The sequence below is a fragment of the Saccharothrix sp. AJ9571 genome, assembly GCF_021725495.1.
Lineage (GTDB): Bacteria > Actinomycetota > Actinomycetes > Mycobacteriales > Pseudonocardiaceae > Amycolatopsis > Amycolatopsis magusensis.
Genome location: NZ_CP091382.1, coordinates 9,818,755 through 9,842,717, shown reverse-complemented (window position 1 = coordinate 9,842,717; position 23,963 = coordinate 9,818,755). Strand labels below are relative to the sequence as shown.

Genomic DNA, 23,963 nt, shown 5'->3' with positions numbered 1-23,963 from the left:
TCAATTCTGCTCAGGACTGCATCGGGCTCATCCGCTGCCAGTTCTCCGCCCAGGACCGCAGCGGCTCCCGGCAGATGAAGACGGCCTGGCCCTGCGTGCCGTTGTTGATCCGCTGCCCGTTGTCCACCAGCGTCACCGCCTTGACGTCGGCGAACATGGATTCGGCGTCCTGGGGGGAGAAACCGACCACGAGCGCGGTGGTGGCCGTCTCGGGCGGGGTGCCGAAGTACCAGTAACCGCGGTGCGGGCTGTGCACCGGCGGCAGGCCGCGCTCCGGGCCGTACTCGTCGAGGGCGCTGGCCTGCCAGTAGTGCCCGGCGAGCACGGTCGTGGTGGCGCGCTCGGACTCCGGCAGCGCCTTGTAGGCGCGCTCCACCGCGTCCACCAGGTGCGGCCAGCCGAACTCCTCCAGGTGCATGTTGGACGGGCTGAACGGCTGGTTCTCGAAGTGGGACAGCGGCCAGATCGGCGGCCCGCTCGGCAGGCCCCACAGCATCAGCACCCCGCACACCGCGTAGATCGGCCCGGCGATCCAGCGGATCTGCGCGCGTTTCGGCTTGCGCTGCTCGATCACCACCGCCGCGCCCGCCCAGCACACGACGAACAGCCCGGCCATGTAGAACGGGCGGCCGTCGCTGTACCAGAACGCGGCGATGATGCCCGCCGCGGCGAGGCCGTAGAAGCGGAACGGCCGCAGCGTGGGCGCGAAAAGCAGGGAGAGGACGCCGACGATGAGCATCGCCGCGCCCAGTGGCCCGGCGACGTAGGCGTAGGCGACCGGGAAGAAGGTTTCCTTGCCGCCGCCCGCGGCTTCGATCTCCTTGGCCACGACCTCGGTCATCGCCGCCTGCGGCCAGTCGTGGGCTCGTTGCCACAGCAGGAACGGCACGGCCAGCGCGGCGGCGACCAGCGCACCCAGCCACAGCTGCTTCTTGATCAGCATCACGCGCGGCCCGAGCAGCAGCACGGCGATCGCGATGCCGATCCAGAACGCCAGCAGCATGGCCTTGGCCTGCAGGCCGACCGCGGTGGCCAGCGCGGCGTAGAGCAGCAGCCGGTCGTCGCGTTTGCGCACCCAGCGGACGAGCAGCCAGCTGATCAGCGTCCAGAAGAACGAGTCGAAGGACTGGGTGGACAGCGTGTGTCCGGCGCCGTACATGAAGAACGGCGACACCGCGAAGACCCCGGCGGTGAGCAGCTGCGCCAGCTTGCCGCCGCCGAGTTCCCTGGCGATCAGCGCGGACAGGTACACCCCGGCGACCACCAGCGCGATGACCGGCAGCCGGGTGCCGACCACCGAATCGCCGAAGAGCAGGTCCATCGCGCGGGCCACCAGCGGCACCAGCGGCGGCTGGTCGGCCAGGCCGCTGCCCAGGTGCCGCCCGGCGGCCCGGAAGTAGAGCTCGTCGCCGAAGAACCCGTAGCGCCAGCTGGTGCCCAGCAGCAGCGCCGCCACCGCGCCCGCGATGGCCGAAACCGGGCGCCAGGCGAGCCGGGGCGCGGCGGCCGGCGCCGGCTCGGGTGTGCGTTCGGCTACGGCGGTGGTCTGCAAGGAATTCTCCGAAACTGCGTCGAGGACGACAACCAAGGCTGCCACAGCGCCTCGATCGGTACCTGCCAGGCCCCGCCCCTTCCGGAGAAACGTGTGCGGTACCACATGGTTCGCACGGTGCGAAGCGGCGATTCACTCATCAGTGGCTTCAGGGTTCAGGCGAAGCCAGGCAGCAGGCCGACGGCCACCGGAGCCGCCGGGCGAATGCTATGAGTGGGGCATTACTTGCATTCAACGCTAGTAATGCCCCACTCATAGCATTCGCCCGGTGGCCAACTTGGCGGCTTAGGGCCTCGTTGGTGGGTCAGGCGGCCAGGCGTGCGGCCAGTTCGAGGACGCGGCGGGCGCGGTCGACGATCGGCTGGTCGACGAAGGTGCCGTCGGGCAGGGCGAGCGCCCCGCGCGCGCCGGCGGCTTCGGCGGCCCGGACCACTTCCCGGGCCCGAAGGACCTCCTGATCGGTCGGCGCGAAGGCCTGGCGCACCACCGGGAGCTGCCGGGGGTGGATGACCGAGCGGCCGAACATGCCGAGGTCGCGGCCGCGCCGGGTGCTGTGCAGCAGCCCGTCGTCGTCGCGGACGTTGGCGTGCACCGACATGGCCGGTGCGGGCAGGCCCGCGGCCGCGGCGGCGAGCACCGCGCGCAGGCGCAGGTGGTCCAGTGCTTCCGGCGCGGTGAGCGCCAGTGCCGATGCCAGGTCCTGTTCCCCGAGGCCGAGACCGGCGACGCGGGGATGGGCGGCGATCTCGTCCATCGCGGCGAGCCCGCGTGCCGATTCGATCAGCACGTGCACCGGGAAGTCCCCGGGCAGCGCGTCGAGCTGGACGGTCGATTCCACCTTCGGCAGGCGGATCCCGGACAAGCCGGGAAGGCCCGCGAGCGCGGCGAGGTCGGCGCGGCCGCGGTCACCGTCGTTGATCCGCACGTGCCGTGGCGGCCCGTCGTGCGGTCGCGCGAGGTACTCGGCGACGGTGGCGCGCGCGGCGTCCTTGTCGGCGGGCGCGACGGCGTCCTCCAGGTCGATGAGCACGACGTCGGCCCCGCTCGCGGCGGCCTTCTCGAACCGCTCCGGCCGGTCGCCGGGGACGTAGAGCCAGGTCAGTGCCGTTGCTGGTGTGCTCACGCGACTACGCCCCGCTCCCGCAGATCCGCGATGCGGGTGGCGTCGTAGCCGAGTTCACCGAGGACCTCGTCGGTGTGCCTGCCCTTCGCCGGGCCAGGCCACCGGATTTCGCCGGGTGTCTCGGAAAGCCGGAATTGGACGTTCTGAAGGGTGACTTCGCCGAGATCCTCGTCCGGCATGTCCAAAAACGTGCCCAGCGCCTGGTACTGCGGATCCTTGACGATGTCGGAGGCGTCGTAGACCAGCGCGATGGCCGCCTGCGCTTCCTCGAAGGCGGTGATCACCTCTTCGCTGTCGCGCGCGGCGATCCAGTCCGCGACCGCCGCGTCGAGTTCGTCGACGTGCGCGACCCGGCCCTGCCCGGTGGCGAACCACGGCTCGTCGATCAGTTCCGGCCTGCCCACCAGGCGCATCACCCGCTCGGCGATGGACTGCGCGCTGGTGGAGACCGCCACCCAGCGGCCGTCACGCGTGCGGTAGGTGTTGCGCGGCGCGTTGCTGTTGGACCGGTTCCCGGTGCGCTGCGGCAGCACGCCGAGCGCCTTGTACGCGGTGACCTGCGGGCCGAGCAGGCCCAGGATCGGCTCGATGATCGCCATGTCGACGACCTGGCCGCGCCCGGTCCGCGTGCGGGCCTGAAGCGCCACCATGATCGCGTAGGCCATGGCCAGCCCGGCGATGCCGTCGGCCAGCGCCAACGGCGGCAGCACCGGCGGGCCGTCCGGCTCCCCGGTGGACGAGGCGAACCCGCTCATCGCCTCGGCGAGGGTGCCGAACCCGGGCCGCTTCGCCATCGGCCCGGTCTGGCCGAAGCCGGTCATCCGCGCGATCACCAGCCGCGGGTTGAGCTCGTGCAGCTCGCCGGGCCCGATGCCCCAGCGCTCCAGCGTGCCCGGCCGGAAGTTCTCGACCAGCACGTCGCTGCGGGCAGCCAGGTCACGCAGGATGCGCTGGCCGTCGGCGGAGGACAGGTCGACCGCGGCCGCGCGCTTGTTGCGGGCCAAGGACTTCCACCACAGCCCGGCGCCCTCGGCAGCCGGGCCGTGGCCGCGTGCCGGGTCGCCCTTGCGGGGGTGCTCGATCTTGATCACGTCCGCGCCGAAGTCCCCGAGCATGGCTGCCGCGGACGGCCCGGCGAACAGGGTGGCGACGTCGAGGACGCGGAACGACGACAGAGGGCTCATGACTCATAAGTTATAAGATCCGGCGATCTCGGCCAGGATCCTGTTGTGCGGGTCACATCGGCGCCGCCCGGTAGCGTGGTCGCCACCGCGGGTATCGAGAGGGGTTTGGGGCATGGCTGGACCACCGCAGAGCAAGGCGGACTACGTCTACGCCTCGCTGCTCGACGACCTGCGCAACGCCCGCCTCTCCGGGGGCACGCCGTTGCGGGCCACCGAGATCGCCCAGCGGCTCGGCGTGTCCATCACGCCGGTGCGGGAAGCGTTGCGGCGCCTGGAAAACGACCGGCTCATCCGCTACGAGCAGAACCACGGCGCCACGGTGGTCGACCTGTCCGCCGACGCGCTGGTGGAGTACTACAGCGTGCGGGCCGTGGTCGAAGGGCTCAGCGCCCGCCTGGCCGCGGACCGGATCACCGAAGCGCAACTGGCGCGGCTGTGGGCGATCCACGAGCGGATGGTCGCCGACGAGCAGGCGGGCCGCTACGAACTGCTCGGTGAGCAGAGCCGCGAGTTCCACCTGGCCATTGCGGACATCGGCGGCCCCGCCTTCCTCGGCGCGCACGCGCGGGCCGTGCGCAACAACTTCCCAGTGCCCGCGCACGCCTCCCTCTGGCTCGACCCCGACCAGGCCCGCAACCACCTCACCGTGCACGAGCACCTGCTCAAGGCACTGAAGGCGGGTGACGGGACCACCGCCGAGCGGATCATGGTCGAGCACGTGCAGTTCAGCGGGCGCTACCGGCTCGACCGCGCCGGCTCCTGAATCACCCCCGGCGGAGCAGTTGCTCGAAGCTGGGCACCGAGCTGAACTCGTCGGCGGGCTTGCGCGGCCGCGCGTCGGCGACCTTCTTCGCCAGTTCACCCGCGGCCTGGTCGATCCGCCGGAGCAGGGCACCGTCGTCCGCCCAGTCGTCGGTGGCGGCGAACACCGAGGTGGTCACCACGTCCGCGTGCAGGTAGGTGAACAGCGGGCGCAGGTTGTACTCCAGCGCCAGCGAGTGCCGCGGTGTGCCGCCGGTGGCCCCGAGCAGCACCGGCACCCCGGTCAGCGCCCGGTTGTCCAGGATGTCCACGAAGGACTTGAACAACCCGGAGTAGGAGGTGGTGAACACCGGGGTCACCGCGATGAGCCCGGTCGCGCCGGTGACCTTCTCCAGCACCTCCGGCAGGCCGCCCGCGGGGAAGCCGGTCAGCATCATGTTCACCACGTCGTGCGCGATGTCCCGCAGTTCCACGGTTTCCACGCTCGCCCTGGCGCCTTCGGCTTCGAGGGCGGCGACGGTCGCCGCGCCCAGCCGGTCGGCCAGCAACCGGGTGGACGACGGCTGCCGCAGCCCCGCCGAAATGGTGACGATCTTGACCTCGTCCATCAGTGGGTCCTCCTGGTTCAGGAAACGAGTTCGGCCTGCTTGGCCGCGACGCGGTCGGCGTGGCTCGGCGGGTTCGCGGGCACGTGCTCGGGCCGCTGGGCCTCCATCTCCTTGCGCAGCACCGGGACGACCTCCTCGGCGAGCAGGTCGATCTGCTCCAGCACGGTCTTCAGCGGCAGGCCGGCGTGGTCGACGAGGAACAACTGGCGCTGGTAGTCGCCGACGCCTTCGCGCATGCCCGCGTACCGCTCGATGACCTGCTGCGGGCTGCCCACGGTCAGCGGGGTGCTCGCGGTGAAGTCCTCCATCGACGGGCCGTGCCCGTAGACCGGCGCGTTGTCGAAGTACGGGCGGAACTCGTTCCACGCGTCCTGCGAGTTCTTCCGCATGAACGCCTGCCCGCCGAGGCCGACGATCGCCTGGTCCGCCTGCCCGTGGCCGTGGTGCTCGAACCGCCGGCGGTAGAAGTTCACCATCTGCGCGGTGTGCGACATCGGCCAGAAGATGTTGTTGTGGAAGAAACCGTCGCCGTAGTAGGCCGCCTGCTCGGCGATCTCCGGGCTGCGGATGGAGCCGTGCCAGACGAACGGCGGCACGCCGTCCAGCGGGCGCGGGGTCGAGGTGAAGCCCTGCAGCGGGGTGCGGAACTTGCCCTCCCAGTCGACCACGTCCTCCGCCCACAGCCGCCGCAGCAGCGCGTAGTTCTCGATGGCCAGCGGGATGCCCTGGCGGATGTCCTGGCCGAACCACGGGTAGACCGGGCCGGTGTTGCCGCGGCCGAGCATCAGGTCCATCCGGCCGTCGGAGATCACCTGGAGCATCGCGTAGTCCTCGGCGATCTTCACCGGGTCGTTCGTGGTGATCAGCGTGGTCGAGGTGGACAGCGTGAGGTGCTCGGTGACCCCGGCGAGGTAGCCGAGCAGGGTGGTCGGGGAGGAGGCGACGAAGGGCGGGTTGTGGTGCTCCCCGGTGGCGAAGACGTCGAGCCCGGCCTGGTCGGCGTGCTGGGCGATCTTCAGCATCGACCGGACGCGCTGGGTGTCGTCGGGGGTCTGCCCGGTGGTCGGGTCCGTGGTCACGTCGCTGACGGTGAAGATGCCGAACTGCATGGGGAGCCTCCTGTGGTCCTCCGGCGCCCGGGGTGGCGCTACCCGGGTAAACGTCTCGCGCGGAAGAATATTTCCCGCGAGACGACTGGCTCACGCGGGGAGGGCGAGCAGGCGGCGGCTCGCCGTTCGTGGCCTGGACGAGTGGCGGTGGGAAGCCGATCCACTGGGCGCGTTCACCGGTCTCACCGCCGGGTAGCCGGAGGGCGTCGAGCGGTGCCTCCGTCATGAAGTTCGAACCTCGAGCAGCGGGAGTGGTCATGAAGAAGGTCGGCTCCAGCGGGCTGACGCCGGTGGACCGGATGCTGGACGGGCTGCGCGGGTTCGGCGCGCACTACACCGAGTTCACCCGTGGTTTCGCCGCGCACCTCGGCCTGCACTCCACCGACGCGGCGGCGCTGGTCGAAATCCTCTACGCGGAAGACAACGGCGTGCCCCTCTCGCCGGCGCGGCTGAGCGAGCGGATCTCGCTCAGTTCGGGCGCGACGACGGCTCTGCTCAACCGATTGGAACGGGCGGGGTACATCGTCCGAAGCCGGGAACAGTCGGACCGGCGGATCGTGACGCTGCGGAGCAGCCCGGAAATGTCAGGGCCGGGCCGGGAGTACTTCGGGCCGCTGGCCGAGCACATGGGTGCTTTGCTGAAGAAGTACTCGGCGGCCGAGGTGGCGCGGTTCGAGCAATTCCTGGGGGATCTGCAGGTGACCATGGACACGGTTCTGTCGGAACAGCGCGAGTGACGATCACTTCGCCGAGCTGGAACCCTTGCGCCGGCTGGCGTTGAAGCGCGCTTTCTTCTGACGATTCCCGCACGTGTTCATGTCACACCATTTCCGGGTGCGGCTTTGGCTGGTGTCGAAGAAGGCGGCTTGGCAGGTCGGCGACGCGCACAGGGCCAATCTTCCGTCTCGTTCCCCGGAGATGATGCTGATCGCGTCGGCGGCGATCACGCTGAGGGCGTCTTCCACGCGGGAAGCCGAACCGAGCCGCCATTGCCGCTTGCCCTCGGGTGTCAGGATGGCCGCGGCTCGTCCCTGAGCGCTGCAATCGTTGATGACTTGGACGGCGGACGCGGGAAGAGGGGCCTGGAGCGCGGCGGCTGTCGCGGCGGCGTGGATCGACTCCCGCAGTTCCCGGGCGCGTTCGAGTTGGGCGGTGGTGCAGGAGTCCACGGCGAGGCCGCTCACCGCCAGCCAGTCGACGAGCCGCTGGGGTGTGGGAATGCGCTCCACGGCGTCGCCCTGACGCTCCGTCAGCGTCGCCGTGAAGCTGGTCGCCAGCACCGTGCCGAGACGGAAATCGGGGAACTCGGCACGCATGGAACCACCTTAGCAGGTTGCCCCCGGGCCTCGAAGGCTGCTAGAACCGTCTTAGCCGGTTCCACGATGCCAGGAGGTCTCATGCCCAGGAGCGTTCAAGCATTCGAAGCCCACGCGACAGACGCTGACCTCGACGATCTGCGCGCGCGATTGGCCGCGGCGCGGCTACCGGAGGCCGAAACGGTCCATCGCGCCGGGCCCGACCCCCGCCGATGGGACCAGGGCGTTCCTCTCGCCGACCTCGCCGAGGTCGTGGACTACTGGCGCACCGGGTATGACTGGCGATCGTTCGAAGAGCGCCTCGACCGCATCGGCCAGTTCCGCACCACCATCGACGAGCTGGGAATCCACTTCCTGCACCGCCGATCCGCGCGGGCGGACGCCACGCCGCTGATCTTGACCCACGGCTGGCCGGGCAGCATCGCCGAATTCATCGACGTGGTGGACGAGTTGGCAGACCCGGAAAACACGGACGCGCCCGCGTTCCACGTCGTGGTTCCCTCGCTCCCGGGCTTCGGCTACAGCGACAAGCCGGCCACCACCGGGTGGGGAACCGAAAAGATCGCGGCCGCCTGGGTGGAACTGATGGGAAGGCTGGGTTACCGCAAGTTCCTCGCCCACGGCGGCGACTGGGGAGGCAATATCACCACGGTCCTCGGCGGCCGGTTCCCGGAGCACGTTCTCGGCATCCACACCACGTTCGCGCAGGGTCTGCCGGGGGCGACCACGGACGGGCTGACGGCACTGGAGCGCGAGTGGGCCGAGGAAACCCACCATTTCTGGCGTCACCGCGCGGCGTACGCGAAGCAGCAGGCGACCCGGCCGCAGACCATCGGCTATTCGCTCGTCGACTCACCGGTCGGGCTCCTCGCCTGGATCCTCGACAAGTTCGCCGAATGGTCGGACACCGAGGACAGCCCGTTCGAGACGATTTCCCGGGATCGCGTTCTCGACGACGTCACCCTGTACTGGCTGACGCGGACCGGCGCCTCGTCGGCCCGCATCTACTACGAAAGCCACAACGCGCTCGACCCCGAACTCCGGGTCGACGTCCCGGCGGCGATCACCACGTATCCCCGCGACATCGAGAAGTACCCGCGTGCCTGGGCGCAGGAGCGGTACCGGCAGATCGTCCGGTGGAGGTCCCCCGAATCCGGGGGACACTTCCCGTCGCTGGAGGTTCCCGAGTACTTCGTCAACGATCTGCAAGAAGGTCTCGCGGCGGTGCTGGCCGCCCATCGGCTGCCCTGATCAGGGGTCGAAGCGGAGGATGGTGCCGGAGGCGGTCAGGTGCAGCGAGCCGTCGGGGGCGGTGGTGAGACCGGCGAAGGGGAGCGGGGTGCCGGGCATGCCGTGGCTGAAGAGGGCTCGGGGCGTGGATTCCGGTGGGGTGGTGGGCAGGTTTTCGGCCTCCGTACGGACTGCGCCGGTGGTGAGCGAGATCGCGCGTAGTCGCTGATGGGTGGTTTCGATGGTGCAGAGCTCGTCACCGCGCACGGTGAGGCCTTGGGGAGCACCCAGATCGGTGGCGATCGGAACTGCTTCGCCGTCGTCGATCCGGTAGACGGCGCCGTCGTGGTCGTCGCTGAAGTAGCAGTGTCGCGAGGCGTCCAGAGCCACATCGACGGGGTGGGTCAGGTTCTCCGCCAGCACGCTCACCTCGTCCGCGGCATCGATCAGCAGGATGCGGCCCGCGTCTGTTTCGGCGACGACCAGGGCGCCGTCGTCCCGGACGGCGATGCCCTGGGGACGGGCGAGGCCGCCGGCGCGTGAACGGGATTCGCCGGTGGCCGGGTTGTACGTCCGCACCTCGCCGTATTGCGAGGTCAGGTGCAGCAGCTCGCCGTCGGCCACGACGCCGTGGGTGAAGATCATCAGGGCCTGCGTCCGCACCCCGCCGAGGACCGTGGCGTCCGGGGTGGCCAGGCGGTAGTGGTCCCCCGCGTACACCCGGCCACCGAAGTCGACCGTCACGCCGTACGGGCCGTCGAAGCCCGGGTCGACCACCTGGCGGGTCCGGCCGTCCGGGTGCAGTTCCGCGATGCCACCACTGGCGTAGCTGGAGACGAACATCCGGTTCTCCGCGTCGAACGCCGCGTTGTCCAGGCCCACCACCCCGCTGGTGACCAGCGAACGCGCGCCGCCACCGGCCAGGTCGATCCGCGTGACGATGCCCGCCTCACCGCGGGACAGCACCAGCAGCGTGCCGTCCAGGTCGAAGCGGACGGCGACCGGCTCGTGCACGTCCGCGGCGACCAGTTCCGGCTCACCACCGTCGGGCGAGATCCGGAAGACCTGGCCGGTCAGCATGTGCGGGTAGTAGAGACACCCGTCCGGGCCGAGTTGCATGGCGTTGCCCATGGCCAGCCCGCCGGTCAGCACACGCAGCTCGCCACCGGTCAGCTCGGCGACCCGGCCGTCGAAGCTCATCTCGTTGACGAACAGCCGGTCGCCGACACAGGTGATGCCGTTGGGCAGCCGCAGTTCGTCCGACACCAGCCGGTACTCGCCCAGGGGATCGCGCCGCCACACCCGGCCGGGCACCAGGTCGGTGACATACATCGAACCGTCCGCGCCGAAGGCCAGGTCGTCCGGCGATTCGATCGGCCCGCCCGGCGGCACCACCACCTCGATGTCCCCGGAGGCCAGGTCGACCGCACTGATCTGCCCGGCGAGGAACTGCGCCACGTACAGCCGCCCGTCCGGCCCGAACGACACGCCGTTCGAGCCGGGCAGCCTGCCGGGCGGGGTCAGCTGACGGCCGGCGCTCATTCGGCGTCCGCCAGCACGTCGTCCATGCGGCTCGCCCGCCAGTCCCGCAGCACCTGGTGGAACGCCACCGGCCCGTCACCGAAGGAGAACCGGCGCGGGTGCGGCATGCCTTCGTTGTTGTAGTAGCCGGGGGTGCATTCGGCGTGGAACTTGTACTCGTCCACCGACTTCTCCTCGATCGTGGTCACCCATTCGCTCTCGGCCTGCGAACTCGGCTCCACGCAACGGATCCCGCGTCGCCGTGCTTCGGCGACCACCTCGCCGATGTGCGTCGCCTGCTCGTCGAGGATGTGCACGAAGTTCACCGAGGCCGCGTTCTGCAGCGGCCCGAGGTGGAACAGGTTGGGGAATTTGTGGCTGTAGAAGCCGTGCAGCGTCCGCGGCCCGCTGCCCCAGTGCTCGAAGATCGAGATGCCGCCACGCCCGTGCACCGGCAGCTTCCCCGACAGCACCCCGGAAATGCCGACCTGGAAGCCGGTGGCGAAGACGATGCAGTCCACTTCGTACTCCCGGCCGCCGACCACCACCGCGCGCTCGGTGATCCGCTCCACCCCGCCGTGATCGGCGGTGTCCACCAGGGTGACGTTGGGCCGGTTGAAGGTCTGCAGGTAGTCGTCGCTGAACGTGGGCCGCTTGCACATGTAGCGGTACCAGGGCTTCAGCAGTTCGGCGGTCGACGGGTCCTCGACGAGCGAGTCCACCCTGGCACGCAGTTCGTTCATCTTCTGGAAGTCGACGATCTCGTCCACCCGCTCGCGCTGCTCCGGCGACAGGTCCGGGTAGGAGTCACTCGGGATGAGCTTCTGCAGCAACTGCGCGCTGCCGGTCCAGCCGTCGGCGACCAGGTCCTCTTCCGCGGGCCTGCCGGTGACCACCTCCAGGAAGTTGTCCCGGCGCTTGCGCTGCCAGCCCGGCTCCAGCGAAGCCGCCCACTCCCGGTCCGTCGGGCGGTTCGCGCGTACGTCCACTGTGGACGGCGTGCGCTGGAACACGTACAGGTGCTCGGTGTCGCGGCCGAGGTGCGGGACGACCTGGATGGCGGTCGCGCCGGTGCCGATCACGGCCACCTTCTTGTCGGCGAGCCCGGTCAGCCCGCCGTTCGCGTCACCGCCGGTGTAGGCGTAGTCCCAGCGGCTGGTGTGGAAGGTGTGCCCGGTGAAGGTTTCGATACCGGGGATGCCGGGCAGCTTCGGGGTGCTGAGCGTGCCGCTGGAGACCACCACGTACCGCGCGCGCAGGTGGTCACCGCGATCGGTTTCCACCTGCCATTCCTCGTCCTCGTCGTGCCAGCGCAGCGAAGTCACCCTGGTCTGGAAGCAGGCGTCGCGGTAGAGGTCGAACTTCCTGGCGATGGCCCGCGAGTGCTCCCGGATCTCCTCACCCGGCGCGTACTTCCACTTCGGCACGTAGCCGACCTCTTCGAGCAGCGGGAGGTACACGTAGGACTCGATGTCGCAGTGGATGCCGGGGTAGCGGTTCCAGTACCAGGTACCGCCGAAGTCCGCACCGTCGTCGATCAGCCGGATCCGGTCGACCCCGGCCTGGCGCAGCCGCGCCCCGGCGAGCAGACCGCCGAACCCGCCGCCGACGACGATGGCGTCCACCCGGTCGTGCAGCGGTTCCCGGTGGAAGTCCGGATCGGCGTGCGGGTCCGCGGCGTAGGAGCCGAACGCCCCCTCCGGCCGCTGGTACTGCGCGTTGCCGTCCGGCCGGATCCGGCGCTCGCGCTCGGCCCGGTATCTGGCGCGCAGTTCTTCGGGGTCGAAGCCCAGGTCCTCGGCGAGCGGGACCTGCTGGTTCGGGGTGGTCATGACTGCCTTCCTGCTGCGTGGTGGGAGGGAGGTAACTACCAGGTGACGGGGAGTTCGTAGACGCCGTAGACGAAACCGTCGTGCTTGAACGGGATGTTCTCGAAGTCGGTGGCCAGCGCCAGTTCCGGCGCGCGGCGGTAGAGCGTGCGGTAGACGATTTCGAGTTCCAGCCGGGCCAGCGGCTGGCCGAGGCACTGGTGCACGCCGAAGCCGAAGGCGACGTGGTGGCGGGCCTCGCGGGTGATGTCGAGCCGGTCCGGGTCGGGGAAGGCGTCGGCGTCGCGGTTGGCGATCTCGTTGGGCAGCACCAGTCCCTCGCCCTTGCGGATCAGTTGCCCGGCGACTTCGAGGTCCTCCAGCGCGACCCGGCGGCGCCCGCCGTGGGTGATGTTGAGGTAGCGCAGCATCTCCTCGACCGTCCGCGAGGCCACGGCGGGGTCGTCGGCTTCGCGCAGCAGCTTGAGCTGATCGGGGTTGCGCAGCAGGAGCAGGGTGCTCAGCGCGATCATGTTCGCCGTGGTCTCGTGCCCGGCGATGAGCAGCAGCACGGCCATCGCGGTGGCCTGCTCGATGCTCAGCTCCTCGGCCTTGATGCGCTCGCACAGCCGTGACAGCAGGTCGTCCCCCGGATTGTCCATTTTGGACGCGATCAGGGCGCCGAGGTACCGGCCCAGGTTGCCCGACGCTTCGGCCCGCTGCTCCGGGGTGGAGTCGCGGTTGATCATCGTCTTGCTGTTGTCCTGGAAGAAACCGTGGTCGGCGTAGGGCACGTCGAGCAGCTCGCAGATGACCAGCGACGGCACCGGCAGCGCGAAGCCCTCCACCAGGTCCGCGGGCTTCGGGCCGCCGAGGAACTCGTCGAGCGCGTCGTCGACGATCTGCTGGACCATCGGGCGCATCGCGGCGACCTTCTTCACCGCGAAGGCGGAACCGACCATGCGCCGCAGCCGGGCGTGCTCGGGGTCGTCCATCCCGATGAAGCTGAGCGTGCCGCCACCGGCGGCCTGGCGCGGGTAGGTCGGGTGGGTCATGTCGGCGCTGACCCGGGGATCGGTGAGCACGGCGCGCTGGTCGGCGTAGCGGGTGACCAGCCACGGCGTGCTGCCGTCCCACAGCCGGACGCGGGTCAGCGGGGTCTCCCGCTGGAGTTCGCGCAGCTCCGGCGGCGGGTCGAACGGGCAGCCCGCGGCCCTGGCCATCGGGTACTCCGGCGTCGTGGTGGTCATGCGGTTCCTCCGGTAGTGGGTGCGGCGAGGTGCTGCTGCCGGTGCAGCCGGGCTTGCTTCGGCATGTTCCAGCCGAGGACGCCGACGGGCCTGCCGTGGCGGTCGTAGCGGGCGACGAAGCGGCGGGCGGCCGGGTCGCCTTCGACCACGCTGACCTGGGCGTCGGGCGCGAGCACCCCGTGGATTTGCAGCTTGGCGTCGAACTGGTCGGTCCAGAAGTAGGGGATCGGCGTGTACGGCTGGTCGGCGCCGAGGATGTTGGCGGCCACGGCCCCCGCCTGCTCGGTGGCGTTGGTGCGGTTTTCCAGGCGCAGCAAGGAGCCGAAGCGCTCGTGGTGCCAGCGCGCCACATCACCGGCGGCGTAGACGCCGTCGGCGGCACGGCACCGGGAGTCGCACACGACGCCGTTGCCCAGCACCAGCCCGCTGTCCTCCAGCCAACCCGTGCAGGGAACCGCTCCGAGCGCGACCACGGCGAGATCGGCTTCCAGCACCTCGCCGGTGCTCAGGCGCGAGCCGGTGACCCGGCCGTCCGCGGCGGTGAGCTCGTCGACCCCGGCACAGAGGCGCAGCTTCACGCCGTTCTCCGCGTGCAGTTCGGCCAGCAGCCCGGAAACCAGCGGTCCGAGCTGGGCGGCCAGTGGCGCGGCCTGCGGTCCGGTCAGCACCACCTCCACACCGAGGCCCCGGGCGGTGGCGGCGATTTCGGCGCCGAGCACGCCGTCGCCGACGACCAGCAGTCTTCGCGTGGCGAGCAGGTCGCCGCGCAACGCGAGTGCGTCGTCCAGCGACCGCAAGACGTGCACGCCACGCAGGCCTTCCTGCCCGGGCAGCGTGCGCGGGCGGACGCCGGTGGCCAGCACGACCGCGTCGGCGGACAGCGCGCGCCCGGCCGCGGTGTGCACGGTGCGGTTCGCCACGTCCAGCGAGACGGCCTCGTCACCGAGCACGAGCCGCGCGTCGAGTGCGTCGAGGACTTCGCGGGTGCGCAGGTGCGCGCGTTCCGGTTGCCACGCTCCGGCGAGGACCTGCTTCGACAGCGGCGGCCGGTCGTACGGCACGTGCGGCTCGTCGCCCAGCAACGTCAGCTCGCCGGTGTAACCCTTGCGGCGCAGGGCTTCCGCGGTGGCCAGCCCGGCAGCGGACGCGCCGACGACGAGTACGCCCGCCGGACCGCTCACGCCTCGCTCAGCGCGATCGCGGCGGCCGGGCAGACGTCGGCGGCTTCCCGCACCGCGGTCCGCAGGTGCTCGGCGGGCTCGGCGTCCAGCAGGACCACCACGCCGTCCTCGTCACGCTGGTCGAACACGTCCGGCGCGGCCAGCACGCACGAACCGGCGCCGCAGCACTTGTCCTCGTCGACGGTGATCTTCACGTCTCGTCCTTCCTCACGGGGTTCCGGGCGCCGATCGGGGTGACCGGCGCCGTCCACAGGCCGGTGATCGCGTCGATCAGGCCGGTGGCGGTGTGCGCCCAGGTGCACTGGGCTTCGGTGCCTTCGGCGAGCGCGCGTTCGCGCCCGGCGCAGCGGTGGGTGATCAGGTGCCTGGCCATGTCGCCGCGTTCCAGGTGCACCGGCACCGGCAGCGCGGGCAGGCAGCGGTTGAGCCCGGCGAGCACCCGGCGGATCGACTCGTCCGCCAGCGCGTCGTCGACCACGACCTGCCGCAGCACCGGATCGGTCATCACCTGTTCGCCGAAGCGGGCGAACCAGGTGGGACTGCCCAACTCCGCCATGTGCTCGGTGAACGGCCTTACCAGGCAAGCGATCCAGTCGCGGGTTGCCCCGCTTTCGCCCGCCTGCTCGACCATCCGGGTCCGCGTCCGCTCGATCGGTTCGGTGTGCCGCCGCAGGATCGCCCGCACCAGCCCGACCCGATCGCCGAAGTGGTAGCCGACGGCGAAGTTGTTGCCCTGCCCCGCCGCTTCGCCGATCTGGCGGTGGGACACCGCGGTGACCCCGTGCTCGGCGAACAACCGCTCCGCCGCGGTGAGGATGGACTCGCGGGTGCTCACTGCGTCGCGGGCCACCGCGTGCCTCCTCACTCCGCCGGCTGCCTTCTGGAAAACAGCTAACCGACTTCGCGAGCTTGAGTCAAGCGACTGACTTACTTTTACGTCGGAGACCACTCTGTGACAACGCACCTGCGTGCTGTAACAGAGTGTCGGCCCTACGGGCGGGTGATGGGGGCGGTCCAGAGGCCGGTGATGGCGTCGATCAGGCCGGTGGCGGCCTCGTCCCAGGTGGCGCGCGGGGTGGCGGTGCCCTCGGCGAGGGCCCGTTCGCGTTCGGCGACCACGTGCACCATGAGCGTGCGCAGCATGTCCCCGCGTTCGGCCCGCACCTCGTCGGGCAGATCCGGCGGGCACTGGCGGAAGTTGCTCACCACCAGCTGCAGCGACGGGGTGGCCAGCGACTCCTCGGCCATGATGGGCCGGAACGCCGGGTCGGTCATCACCTGCGCGCTGAACCGCGCGTACCACGACTCGCCCTCGAAGGAGGCCAGGTGCGTGGTGATCGGCCGGACCAGGCACGCCACCCAGTCCCGCACTTCGCGAGAGCCCTCGACGGCGGCGGCCATCTCCATGCGCAGCGCCTCGATCGGACCGGAGTGCCGTCGCATGATCGCCCGGACGAGATCGGCCTTGGTGCCGAAGTGGTAACCGACGGCGGCGTTGTTGCCCTGCCCGGCGGCGGCGCTGATCTGGCGGTTGGACACCGCGTACAGGCCCTGCTCGGCGAACAGCCGTTCCGCCGTGCTCAGGATCTGCTGCCTGGTGGCACCGACCTGCGCGGCCCTGGGGGTCCTGCCGACATCGGTCACCACGATCACCACCGTACAGGGACGGTCCGCAGGCCCCCGACCACGAGTCCCTCGACGCGTTCGAGGTCCTCGGGGGCCACCGCGAGGGTCAATCCGGGCAGCCTGCGCAGCAGCACTTCGAGCACCACTTGCAGTTCGGTGCGCGCCAGCGCCTGGCCGAGGCAGGAGTGCGCGCCCGCGCCGAAGGCCAGGTGCGGGTTGGGTTTGCGGCCCAGGTCCATCTCGGCCGCCGCGGTGAACGCCGTCTCGTCGCGGTTGGCCGCGCCCATGCTGCAAATCACCGTGGTGCCGCGCGGGAGCACCGCCTCGCCGATCTCGGCGTCCTCGGTGATGTAGCGCGGCATCCCGAGTCCGGGGTTGGCGTCGAACCGCAGCACCTCCTCGACCGCCGAGCGCACCAGCGACGGATCGGCCAGCAGCCGTTCCCAGTGGGAGCGGTCGGCCAGCAGCATGCCCACCATCTTGCCGATCATGTTCGCCGTGGTCTCGTGCCCGGCGACCAGCAGCGCCTGCCCGGTCGCCACCAGTTCCGCCTCGGACAGCTCCCCGCCGGTGATCAGCGCGCTGAGCAGGTCGTCACCGGGTGCTTCGCGGGTCGCGGCCACGTGCGCGCCCATGTACGCGACGAACTCGGCCTGCGCGGCGGCGATCTCCTGCTCGGTGTAGCGGGTCAGGTTCAGCAGGGTGTCCGACCAGTAGGCGAACTTCTCGCGGTCGGAATCGGGTACGCCGAGCAGGTCGCAGATGACCCACACCGGCAGCGGGAAACCCAGTGCCGCCTTGAGGTCCGCCGGGGCGCCGCTCGCCACCATGTCGTCGATCAGCCGGTCGGCCATCTCCACCATGCCCGGGCGCAGCGCGGTCATCCGCTTCACGGTGAACCACCGGCCGACCTGCTGGCGCCAGCGCTGGTGGTCTTCGCCGGAGTCGGGGATGCGCGCGGCCATGTCGGCGTTGAACACCCCGCCCGATTCGCTGTCGGTGAGCCGGGCCGCGTCCGGGGCGTTGAGCTGGCGGGTGAACCGCGGATCGGCCAGCACCTGCTTGACGTCGGCGTAGCGGGTGAGCAGCGCGGCGCGATCCCCACTGGGCAGGCGCACGTCCGCCACGGGACAACCGGTGCGCAGGTCCGCCCACTCGGCCGGTGGGTCGAGCGGGGCCGGGTTCGGGATGGGGTAGTCCAGCACCGGGTGTCCTCCTGGGATTCGCTCGGGGGTTGCCGGTCAGTCAAACCGGACACATTATACTAAGTCAAGCGCCTGCTTTAATCCTGGTGCGATCCGCCGAGTCCCCGGGAGGCCGCCTCGTGGCGTCCGTATCCACCACGCCCGCTTCGCCTGGTCCGGCCGCCGTGCCGACGCCCGCCCGCCGGCCGAACCTCGTGGTCGCCGTGCTGGCCTTCGGCGGCGTGACCGTCGCGCTGATGCAGACGGTCGTCATCCCGCTGGTGCCCGTGCTGCCGGGCCTGCTCGGGTCCACCCCGGCCGACACCGCCTGGGCGATCACCGCGACCCTGCTCGCCGCCGCGGTCGCCACGCCGACCATGGGCAGGCTCGGCGACATGTACGGCAAGCGCCGGATGCTGCTGATCAGCCTCGGCCTGCTGGTCGCCGGTTCGGTGCTCGCCGCGCTGAGCACCAGCTTGGCGCCGCTGGTGGTGGCGCGCGTGCTCCAGGGCCTGGCGTCCGGGGTGATCCCGCTCGGCATCAGCATCATGCGTGACGAACTCCCCGCCGAACGGCTCGGCTCGGCCACCGCGCTGATGAGCGCCTCGCTCGGCGTCGGCGGGGCGCTGGGCCTGCCACTGGCGACCCTGCTGGCGGAAAGCGTGGACTGGCACGTGTTGTTCTGGGTCGCCGCGGCACTCGGCGTGCTCGCGACCGCGCTGGTGGTGGCGGTGGTGCCGGAGTCGGCGGTCCGCTCGGGCGGCCGGTTCGACTTCGTCGGCGCGATCGGGTTGGCGATCGTGCTGCTGTGCCTGCTGCTCGCGGTGTCGAAGGGCGCGGAGTGGGGCTGGGGCAGCGGGCTGACCCTCGGCCTGCTCGGCGGCGCGGCGGTGGTGCTGCTGGCCTGGGTCCGGTGGGAACTGCGGATCCGGGAACCACTGGTCGACCTGCGGACCTCGTCCCGTCGCCCGGTCGCGCTGACCAACCTCGCGTCGGTGGTCTTCGGCTTCTCGATGTTCGCGATGTCGCTGGTGCTGCCGCAGTTGCTTCAGCTGCCCGCCGGGACCGGGCACGGCCTCGGGCAGCCGATGGTGGTGGTCGGCCTGGTGCTCGCGCCGTCCGGGCTGGTGATGATGGCGATGGCCCCGGTCTCGGCGCGGATCACCCGGCTCAGCGGCCCGCGCACCACGCTGATCGGCGGGGCGCTGGTGGTGGCCGCCGGGTACGGGCTCAACCTGGTGCTGATGAGCGAGATCTGGCAGCTGGTGGTGGTCTCCAGCCTGATCGGCGCGGGCATCGGCCTGGCCTACGGCGCGATGCCGGCGCTGATCATGTCGGCGGTGCCGGTGACCGAGACCGCGGCGGCCAACAGCCTCAACACGCTGATGCGCTCGATCGGCACGTCGGTGTGCAGCGCGGTGGCCGGGGTGGTGCTCTCGCAGCTGACCGTGCCCTTCGGTCCGGCCGAGGTGCCCTCGCCCACCGGGTTCCGCGTGGTGCTCGCGATCGGTGCGGGCGCGGCGCTGGTCGCGGCGTTCATCGCCTGCTTCATCCCGCGGCGCCCGCGACAGGGCTAGTGTCGGGGGAGAAGTGCCGGGGAAAGCAGAGGGGAACAGCCGATGACCGAGCCACCGGAAGGCGACTACACCAGCGCCGGGGTGCCGAACTTCGACTTCGTCCGCGACAAGATCGAGAAGCGCTCCGCCACCGCGGACGGCGCGACCGAGCTGGCCGGGCTGGGTGGCGAGGAGACCGTCGAGTCGCTGGACAAGAAACTGGCCGACCGCGACGAAGCCGCGAAGTCCAAACTGGACGAGATCCGGCGGTCGATGCGCGGGCAGTGATCGCGTGCTCTCGTACCCGGTGGAGATCGTCGCGTTGCTGGTGTCTTCGCGCCACGCCTTCGAAGGCAGGCCCGCGGACGGCCCGCGACCCGACCCGGAACCGGCGGGGCGCGAGCGGGTCACCGTGCGCGCGGGCCTCGGCCTGACCGGTGACCGCTACTTCAACCACCCCGCGCACCGGCAGGCCGCCGTCACCGTCTTCGACGCCGGATCGCTCGACCACCTGGCCGGCGCGCTCGGCCTGCCCGCCGCGCCGGACCCGCACCTCACCCGCCGGAACATCGCCCTGCGCGGGTTCGAGGTCGACGGCCTGGCCCGCGGCACGGTCTTCTGCCTCGATTCGGGCGACGGCCCGGTCCGGTTCCGCGCGCACCGCCCGGCCCACCCGTGTGCCTGGATGGACGTCGTGCTCGCCCCCGGCGCCTTTCGCGGTCTGCGCTCGCGAGGCGGAATCCGCTGCGAACCGCTCGATGACGGCTTGCTTCGCCTCGGACCCGCCTCGCTGAGCGTTCTGTCCTCGTAGGCCCTAGCGGACGACGTCGGCGGAGAGCTGGTGCTGCCCGGCGACCGTGCAGGCGTCCTGCTCGAAGGGCACGAACATGGCCGCGGTGTCCCCCGGCGCGTAGACCCGCAGGCCGCGCGAAAGGGCGGGCCGGCACTCGGCTTCGTCGTACACCCCGGCGTTGACCACGGTCAGCGGGCTCTGGGCGTACCCACCCGCAACGATCCGGACGAGGGTGCCCTGGTCGGCGGGCACGCGCTCGGCCGGTTCGCCGAGCTGGTGCCCGTCGTCACCGGCCACGAAGGACACTCCGGGGCTGCCCTGGAGCGAGCAGGCCGTCCCGGACTTGTTGGTGAACCGCAGGTTCAGGTGCTTCTTGTTCATGCCCGCCCCACCCTCGTCCGGGATCAGGCCGAGGTCGAGCGAAGCCGCCTTGCAGAGGCCGTCCCCGGCCTGCGCACCGGTCATCGCCACCGGCTGAGCATCCACAGTGGACACTTCGGGTGGGGCCGCGGTGCCGCACGCGGTCAGTGCCGAAGTCGCACCGAGCGCTGCCGCGGTCAAGGTGATCCGCCGGAGTGCACGGGTCCTGGTCGGCTGCTGGCTCATGGCCGTTCCTCCTCGTTGTCTCCTCGGAGCTCTCTTCTTAAGATGCGTGACCACCCGATCCGGTTGCTTCTCACCCTCTATTGGATGAAGTTCGTCAAGGTTTCGCAACCTGGGGAGCGGCAGCTGCCGATTCGACCGCAGCCGAGTCCCACGTTCGTGCAGCCGAGTTCCACGTTCGTGCAGCCGAAACCCGCGTTCGGGTAGCCGAGTTCCCCGTTCGCGGGCCTGAGTGTTACGTCCGGCCCCGCATTCGAGGCCAGGGCGGTGGCCGCGCTTACCCGGTGGCTGCCCGGGCCGAATGTGGGGTTCGGGCCCGCGAACGGGGAAATCGGCCTCCTGAGTGTGGGACTCGGCTTCGGGAACGTGGGGTTCGGCTTCCTGAGTGTGGGACTCGGGCGGGCAACGGGTTTATCCGCGTGCCCACCGGAGCATGAAGCTGCCCCACGGATCGTCCGGCCGCAGCCGCAGCAGGCTGACGCCGATGGCCACCGCCAGCCCCCGGCACCACGCCCACAGCCGAACCCGGTCGACGCCGGGGATCCCGTCGCTCAACAGGTCCACGCGTTCGCGCGCGGTTCGCTCGTCCGTGGTGCCGTCCAGTGCCCAATCGACCAGGTCGAGCGTCTGGTCACCCAGGCACGGGCGCGGGTCGATGGCGACCAGGCCGCGGCCGTGCCCCGCGCGCACCACGTTGCCCGCGTGCAGATCTCCGTGCACCAGGCCCGGAGTGCCGCCTTGAGCCAGGTCACGGCAGGCGGCGCGGCCTTCGGCGAGCAGCCTCGGCAGGAAGTCGAGCGGCGGCAACTCCGAGGCGCGGCCGTCCGTCAGGTCGAAGATGAACTCCACGCGGTCGGCCAGCGACGGCAGCGAAGCCCCGTCCGGCGGTGCCACGCGCAGTGCGGCCAGCAACGGCACGACCTCTTCGAGCGACCATTCGGCGTCGACCAGGCGCACCGGTTCGGGGAGCCATTCCAGCAGCAGCGCGCCACGGTCGGGGTCGGCGTCGAGCAGGTCGACCGCGTGCCGCACGCCGGTCCAGCCACGCAGCGCGGTGGCTTCCTGCCTGGCGATCTCCGGGTCCGGCGTCAGTTTCAGCACGGCCTGGCCGTGTGCCTCGGAATCGCACCGCAGCACCACCGAATTGCTGCCGGCGGGCAGCAGTTCGAGCGGGCGCAGCCCCCAGCCGTCCGCGAAGTCTTCGATCAGCGCGTCGAGATCGTCGCACCACGCGGCGGCCGCGGCGCCGAACCGTTGCAGCAGGCGGGCGCGCGACGAGTCCGGGAGCACGATCGAAGTCTTCATGCGCTCCAGTATGGAATCAGTTCGGGCAGCCGCCGAACGATTTCCTCGGGTGAGGGCAGTTCCGCGATTTCCCTGGCCACCGCCCGTGCGGCTTCGCGGTAGCTGTTTTCCTTGGGCTCCAGCAACTTCCGGACGTTCGCGGTGATCTCCTCGGCGGTTTCCCCGGTGCGGATACCGGCGCCCGCGGCGTCGATCGCGTCGGCGTTGGCGAACTGGTCGGCGCCCTGGGGCAGCAGCAGTTGCGGGACACCGGCGCCGAGCGCGCCGAGCGTGGTCCCGCTCCCGCCGTGGTGCACCACCACGTCGGCGTGCGGCAGCACCTGCGCCTGCGGCATCCAGGAACGCGCGGTGACGTGGTCCGGCAGCTCGCCGAGTTCTTCGGGAGCCAGCCGCCCGGTCGCGACCAGGACGTGTGCGCCCGTGGCCGCCAGACCGTCGAGTGCGGTGGTGAGCAGTTCCACGGTGCCGAACGCGGTGCCCAGCGTCAGGTAGACGAACGGTTTCACGGGTGCCTCCCACGACTCGGGTGGCGAATACGGCACGGGCCGCAGCGGGATGCGATTCCCCGTGGCGAGAAAATCCGGGTCCTGCAGGGAAGGCGGGCAGATGTCGAAGTGCGGCCGCCCGTCCCCGGTGGGCCGTTCGAGACCGATCCCGGCCGGGAACATCCGCCCGAACCCGTGCCAGATCCCGGGAATCCCGGCCGCCGCGGCGGCGGCCGCCGCGCCGGGCAGGCCCCATTCGTGCACCACCAGATCCGGCCGCAGGCGCGTCAGTTCCGGTGCCAGGTCTTCGGCGTAGATCTCGTAGAACGAGTCGGCGGGCCGGAACGGGCGCAAGCCGTTCGCGGCCAGGGGTGCGTGCACGGCCTCGCCGGCGGCGAAGTGCACCTCGTGCCCGGCCGCCCGCACGGCGGTGGCGAGCGGGATCAGGGGATAGGTGTGACCGACGGACGCCAGGCTGGCGAAGAGCACGCGCATGCGGTCGAACCTACGCGGTTTCGAGCGCTTCCAGTTTGCGCCGCAGGAGCTTGCGGTCCGGCTCGCTCCCGGCCAGTTCGAGCGCCCGCTGGTACTCGGCCCTCGCCTCGGACAGCCTGCCGAGCCGGTGCAGCAGATCGGCCCGGGCGGCGGGGTACGGGTGGTAGGCACGCAGGAGCGGTTCCGCGGACAGTTCGTCCAGCAGCGCCAGACCCGCTTGCGGCCCGTCGCGCATGGCCACCGCCGCCGCCCGGTTCAACGCCACGACCGGGGAGGGCGCAAGCGTTTGCAGCACGTCGTACAGCGCGACGATCTGCGGCCAGTCGGTGTGCTCGAGGTCCGCGGCTTCGTCGTGCAGCGCGGCGATCGCGGCCTGCACGCCGTACGGTCCCGGCGGCCCGCCGCTCAGCGCCACGGGGACCAGCGCGGTGCCCTCGCCGATCATCGCGTGGTCCCAGCGGGTGCGGTCCTGTTCGTCGAGCAGCACGGGCTCGCCGCCCGCGCCGGTGCGCGCGTCCCGCCGGGCGTGGATCAGCAGCACCAGCGCGAGCAGCCCGGTGACCTCGCGTTCGGCGGGGAGCAGCCGGTGCAGGATCCGGGTCAGCCGGATCGCCTCCTCGGCGAGGTCGAGCCGTTGCAGGTCCGGCCCGGAACTGGCCGCGTACCCCTCGGTGAAGATCGAATACACCACCTGGAGCACGCCGGGCAGCCGTTCCGGCAACTCGTCCGCGCCGGGCACGCGGAACGGGATGCGGGCTTCGCGGATCTTCTTCTTCGCCCGCACGATCCGTTTCGCCATGGTCGCGGTCGGGACCAGGAAAGCCCGCGCCACCTCGGGCGTGGTCAGGCCCGCCAGGCAGCGCAGGGTCAGCGCGGCGCGGTCTTCGGCGGGCAGGGCGGGGTGCGCGCAGGTGAAGAACAACTGCAGCCGCTCGTCCGGCAGTTCGGCGTCGCCGGTCACCTCGGGTGCGGGTGCCCGGTCGGCTTCCACCTGCAGCACCGCCACCCGCGCGGCCAGCGTCCGGTCGCGGCGGAGGCGGTCGACCGCGCGGCGGCGGGCCGTGGTCATCAGCCAGGCGCCCGGTTTCGGCGGCACCCCGTCGACCGGCCAGCGCGCCAAGGCGACCTCGATGGCTTCGGAGGTGACCTCCTCGGCCAGGTCGAGGTCGCCGAACCGGCGAACGAGGGCGGCCAGCAGTCTGCCGTGTTCCTCGCGGAAGACGGCTTCGATGGAGGACACAGAGGACACGGAAGACACCGGCGCGCCCATCG

At 71.0% G+C, this 23,963-nt stretch carries 24 protein-coding genes; 6 read left to right on the top strand and 18 right to left on the bottom strand.

All coding sequences use genetic code 11. The features are described 5' to 3' along the window. Positions 1-10 precede the first annotated feature (10 nt). The 3 genes from L3Q67_RS44850 to L3Q67_RS44840 all read right to left on the bottom strand — a co-directional run bounded on the left by L3Q67_RS44850 (position 11) and on the right by L3Q67_RS44840 (position 3,859). Positions 11-1,552 (bottom strand): ArnT family glycosyltransferase, encoded by a 1,542-nt coding sequence (locus tag L3Q67_RS44850; protein ID WP_499187457.1) that lies wholly within the window; start codon positions 1,550-1,552, stop codon positions 11-13. 304 nt (positions 1,553-1,856) lie between these two features. Then, positions 1,857-2,675 (bottom strand): HpcH/HpaI aldolase/citrate lyase family protein, encoded by an 819-nt coding sequence (locus L3Q67_RS44845; protein ID WP_499187456.1) that lies wholly within the window; start codon positions 2,673-2,675, stop codon positions 1,857-1,859. Then, positions 2,672-3,859, bottom strand: coding sequence for a CaiB/BaiF CoA transferase family protein (locus L3Q67_RS44840; RefSeq protein ID WP_499187455.1), 1,188 nt, complete (start codon positions 3,857-3,859; stop codon positions 2,672-2,674). Before L3Q67_RS44840 ends, L3Q67_RS44845 begins: the two co-directional genes overlap by 4 nt. Before the next feature lie 112 nt (positions 3,860-3,971). Here L3Q67_RS44840 and L3Q67_RS44835 point away from each other — a divergent pair, with 112 nt between their 5' ends. Then, complete coding sequence (locus tag L3Q67_RS44835; RefSeq protein WP_499187454.1) at positions 3,972-4,622, top strand: GntR family transcriptional regulator; 651 nt, start codon at positions 3,972-3,974, stop codon at positions 4,620-4,622. 1 nt (position 4,623) lies between these two features. On the opposite strand, the gene L3Q67_RS44830 is transcribed toward L3Q67_RS44835, so the two are convergent. Beyond that, a complete protein-coding gene (locus tag L3Q67_RS44830; RefSeq protein WP_499187453.1) occupies positions 4,624-5,229 on the bottom strand; it encodes an FMN reductase in 606 nt (201 codons plus the stop codon). A gap of 17 nt (positions 5,230-5,246) precedes the next feature. Continuing rightward, the gene (locus L3Q67_RS44825; RefSeq protein WP_499187452.1) at positions 5,247-6,338 is read right to left on the bottom strand and encodes an LLM class flavin-dependent oxidoreductase; all 1,092 of its coding nucleotides are present in this window, start codon (positions 6,336-6,338) and stop codon (positions 5,247-5,249) included. 257 nt (positions 6,339-6,595) lie between these two features. Here L3Q67_RS44825 and L3Q67_RS44820 point away from each other — a divergent pair, with 257 nt between their 5' ends. Next, positions 6,596-7,075 carry a MarR family winged helix-turn-helix transcriptional regulator gene (locus L3Q67_RS44820; RefSeq protein ID WP_499187451.1) on the top strand — a complete coding sequence of 160 codons (480 nt, stop codon included), beginning with the start codon at positions 6,596-6,598 and terminating at the stop codon, positions 7,073-7,075. A gap of 3 nt (positions 7,076-7,078) precedes the next feature. Here the strand turns inward: L3Q67_RS44820 and L3Q67_RS44815 are convergent, their stop codons facing one another. Further along, positions 7,079-7,654 carry a CGNR zinc finger domain-containing protein gene (locus L3Q67_RS44815; RefSeq protein ID WP_499187450.1) on the bottom strand — a complete coding sequence of 192 codons (576 nt, stop codon included), beginning with the start codon at positions 7,652-7,654 and terminating at the stop codon, positions 7,079-7,081. A gap of 81 nt (positions 7,655-7,735) precedes the next feature. Between L3Q67_RS44815 and L3Q67_RS44810 the strand changes: the two genes are divergently transcribed. Further along, the gene (locus L3Q67_RS44810; protein WP_499187449.1) at positions 7,736-8,905 is read left to right on the top strand and encodes an epoxide hydrolase family protein; all 1,170 of its coding nucleotides are present in this window, start codon (positions 7,736-7,738) and stop codon (positions 8,903-8,905) included. Here L3Q67_RS44810 and L3Q67_RS44805 read toward each other — a convergent pair whose 3' ends face one another. The 8 genes from L3Q67_RS44805 to L3Q67_RS44770 form a co-directional block, all read right to left on the bottom strand. Further along, positions 8,906-10,426, bottom strand: coding sequence for an outer membrane protein assembly factor BamB family protein (locus L3Q67_RS44805; RefSeq protein ID WP_499187448.1), 1,521 nt, complete (start codon positions 10,424-10,426; stop codon positions 8,906-8,908). After that, positions 10,423-12,237: a flavin-containing monooxygenase gene (locus tag L3Q67_RS44800; RefSeq protein WP_499187447.1), complete on the bottom strand. Its 1,815-nt coding sequence runs from the start codon at positions 12,235-12,237 to the stop codon at positions 10,423-10,425. Before L3Q67_RS44800 ends, L3Q67_RS44805 begins: the two co-directional genes overlap by 4 nt. 35 nt (positions 12,238-12,272) lie before the next feature. Next, positions 12,273-13,463, bottom strand: a complete 1,191-nt coding sequence (locus L3Q67_RS44795; protein ID WP_499187446.1) for a cytochrome P450 — start codon at positions 13,461-13,463, stop codon at positions 12,273-12,275. Further along, positions 13,460-14,644, bottom strand: coding sequence for an NAD(P)/FAD-dependent oxidoreductase (locus L3Q67_RS44790; protein WP_499187445.1), 1,185 nt, complete (start codon positions 14,642-14,644; stop codon positions 13,460-13,462). The genes L3Q67_RS44795 and L3Q67_RS44790 overlap by 4 nt, the downstream gene beginning before the upstream one ends. Beyond that, positions 14,641-14,838 (bottom strand): ferredoxin, encoded by a 198-nt coding sequence (locus L3Q67_RS44785; protein ID WP_209665062.1) that lies wholly within the window; start codon positions 14,836-14,838, stop codon positions 14,641-14,643. Before L3Q67_RS44785 ends, L3Q67_RS44790 begins: the two co-directional genes overlap by 4 nt. Next, on the bottom strand, positions 14,835-15,494 hold the full coding sequence (locus L3Q67_RS44780; protein ID WP_499187444.1) for a TetR/AcrR family transcriptional regulator: 660 nt from the start codon (positions 15,492-15,494) through the stop codon (positions 14,835-14,837). Before L3Q67_RS44780 ends, L3Q67_RS44785 begins: the two co-directional genes overlap by 4 nt. A 140-nt stretch (positions 15,495-15,634) precedes the next feature. Beyond that, the gene (locus L3Q67_RS44775; protein WP_499187443.1) at positions 15,635-16,300 is read right to left on the bottom strand and encodes a TetR/AcrR family transcriptional regulator; all 666 of its coding nucleotides are present in this window, start codon (positions 16,298-16,300) and stop codon (positions 15,635-15,637) included. After that, a complete protein-coding gene (locus L3Q67_RS44770; protein WP_499187442.1) occupies positions 16,294-17,475 on the bottom strand; it encodes a cytochrome P450 family protein in 1,182 nt (393 codons plus the stop codon). Before L3Q67_RS44770 ends, L3Q67_RS44775 begins: the two co-directional genes overlap by 7 nt. A gap of 236 nt (positions 17,476-17,711) precedes the next feature. Here L3Q67_RS44770 and L3Q67_RS44765 point away from each other — a divergent pair, with 236 nt between their 5' ends. From L3Q67_RS44765 to L3Q67_RS44755, 3 genes are read left to right on the top strand one after another with little or no spacing between them, the layout of a single operon-like run. Next, positions 17,712-19,031, top strand: coding sequence for an MFS transporter (locus L3Q67_RS44765; RefSeq protein WP_499191794.1), 1,320 nt, complete (start codon positions 17,712-17,714; stop codon positions 19,029-19,031). A gap of 42 nt (positions 19,032-19,073) precedes the next feature. Next, positions 19,074-19,298: a hypothetical protein gene (locus tag L3Q67_RS44760; protein ID WP_499187441.1), complete on the top strand. Its 225-nt coding sequence runs from the start codon at positions 19,074-19,076 to the stop codon at positions 19,296-19,298. 4 nt (positions 19,299-19,302) lie between these two features. Next, entirely contained in the window at positions 19,303-19,821 is a 519-nt protein-coding gene (locus tag L3Q67_RS44755; RefSeq protein WP_499187440.1) for an MOSC domain-containing protein, read from the top strand. 3 nt (positions 19,822-19,824) lie between these two features. Here L3Q67_RS44755 and L3Q67_RS44750 read toward each other — a convergent pair whose 3' ends face one another. The 4 genes from L3Q67_RS44750 to L3Q67_RS44735 all read right to left on the bottom strand — a co-directional run bounded on the left by L3Q67_RS44750 (position 19,825) and on the right by L3Q67_RS44735 (position 23,961). Next, complete coding sequence (locus L3Q67_RS44750; protein WP_499187439.1) at positions 19,825-20,409, bottom strand: DUF4232 domain-containing protein; 585 nt, start codon at positions 20,407-20,409, stop codon at positions 19,825-19,827. Positions 20,410-20,817: 408 nt separating this feature from the next. Continuing rightward, complete coding sequence (locus L3Q67_RS44745) at positions 20,818-21,711, bottom strand: aminoglycoside phosphotransferase family protein (protein ID WP_499187438.1); 894 nt, start codon at positions 21,709-21,711, stop codon at positions 20,818-20,820. After that, positions 21,708-22,691, bottom strand: a complete 984-nt coding sequence (locus L3Q67_RS44740; RefSeq protein WP_499187437.1) for a glycosyltransferase — start codon at positions 22,689-22,691, stop codon at positions 21,708-21,710. The genes L3Q67_RS44745 and L3Q67_RS44740 overlap by 4 nt, the downstream gene beginning before the upstream one ends. A 10-nt stretch (positions 22,692-22,701) precedes the next feature. Beyond that, entirely contained in the window at positions 22,702-23,961 is a 1,260-nt protein-coding gene (locus L3Q67_RS44735; RefSeq protein WP_499187436.1) for an RNA polymerase sigma factor, read from the bottom strand. Positions 23,962-23,963 lie beyond the last annotated feature (2 nt).

Bases quoted from the DNA above. Each gene is read 5' to 3' on its own strand.
- L3Q67_RS44835 (WP_499187454.1), top strand. From the start codon at position 3,972: ATGGCTGGACCACCGCAGAGCAAGGCGGACTACGTCTACGCCTCGCTG.
- L3Q67_RS44745 (WP_499187438.1), bottom strand. From the start codon at position 21,711: ATGAAGACTTCGATCGTGCTCCCGGACTCGTCGCGCGCCCGCCTGCTG.
- L3Q67_RS44760 (WP_499187441.1), top strand. From the start codon at position 19,074: ATGACCGAGCCACCGGAAGGCGACTACACCAGCGCCGGGGTGCCGAAC.
- L3Q67_RS44815 (WP_499187450.1), bottom strand. From the start codon at position 7,654: ATGCGTGCCGAGTTCCCCGATTTCCGTCTCGGCACGGTGCTGGCGACC.
- L3Q67_RS44840 (WP_499187455.1), bottom strand. From the start codon at position 3,859: ATGAGCCCTCTGTCGTCGTTCCGCGTCCTCGACGTCGCCACCCTGTTC.
- L3Q67_RS44765 (WP_499191794.1), top strand. From the start codon at position 17,712: ATGCAGACGGTCGTCATCCCGCTGGTGCCCGTGCTGCCGGGCCTGCTC.
- L3Q67_RS44735 (WP_499187436.1), bottom strand. From the start codon at position 23,961: ATGGGCGCGCCGGTGTCTTCCGTGTCCTCTGTGTCCTCCATCGAAGCC.
- L3Q67_RS44800 (WP_499187447.1), bottom strand. From the start codon at position 12,237: ATGACCACCCCGAACCAGCAGGTCCCGCTCGCCGAGGACCTGGGCTTC.
- L3Q67_RS44795 (WP_499187446.1), bottom strand. From the start codon at position 13,463: ATGACCACCACGACGCCGGAGTACCCGATGGCCAGGGCCGCGGGCTGC.
- L3Q67_RS44825 (WP_499187452.1), bottom strand. From the start codon at position 6,338: ATGCAGTTCGGCATCTTCACCGTCAGCGACGTGACCACGGACCCGACC.
- L3Q67_RS44750 (WP_499187439.1), bottom strand. From the start codon at position 20,409: ATGAGCCAGCAGCCGACCAGGACCCGTGCACTCCGGCGGATCACCTTG.
- L3Q67_RS44810 (WP_499187449.1), top strand. From the start codon at position 7,736: ATGCCCAGGAGCGTTCAAGCATTCGAAGCCCACGCGACAGACGCTGAC.
- L3Q67_RS44830 (WP_499187453.1), bottom strand. From the start codon at position 5,229: ATGGACGAGGTCAAGATCGTCACCATTTCGGCGGGGCTGCGGCAGCCG.
- L3Q67_RS44740 (WP_499187437.1), bottom strand. From the start codon at position 22,691: ATGCGCGTGCTCTTCGCCAGCCTGGCGTCCGTCGGTCACACCTATCCC.
- L3Q67_RS44820 (WP_499187451.1), top strand. From the start codon at position 6,596: ATGAAGAAGGTCGGCTCCAGCGGGCTGACGCCGGTGGACCGGATGCTG.
- L3Q67_RS44805 (WP_499187448.1), bottom strand. From the start codon at position 10,426: ATGAGCGCCGGCCGTCAGCTGACCCCGCCCGGCAGGCTGCCCGGCTCG.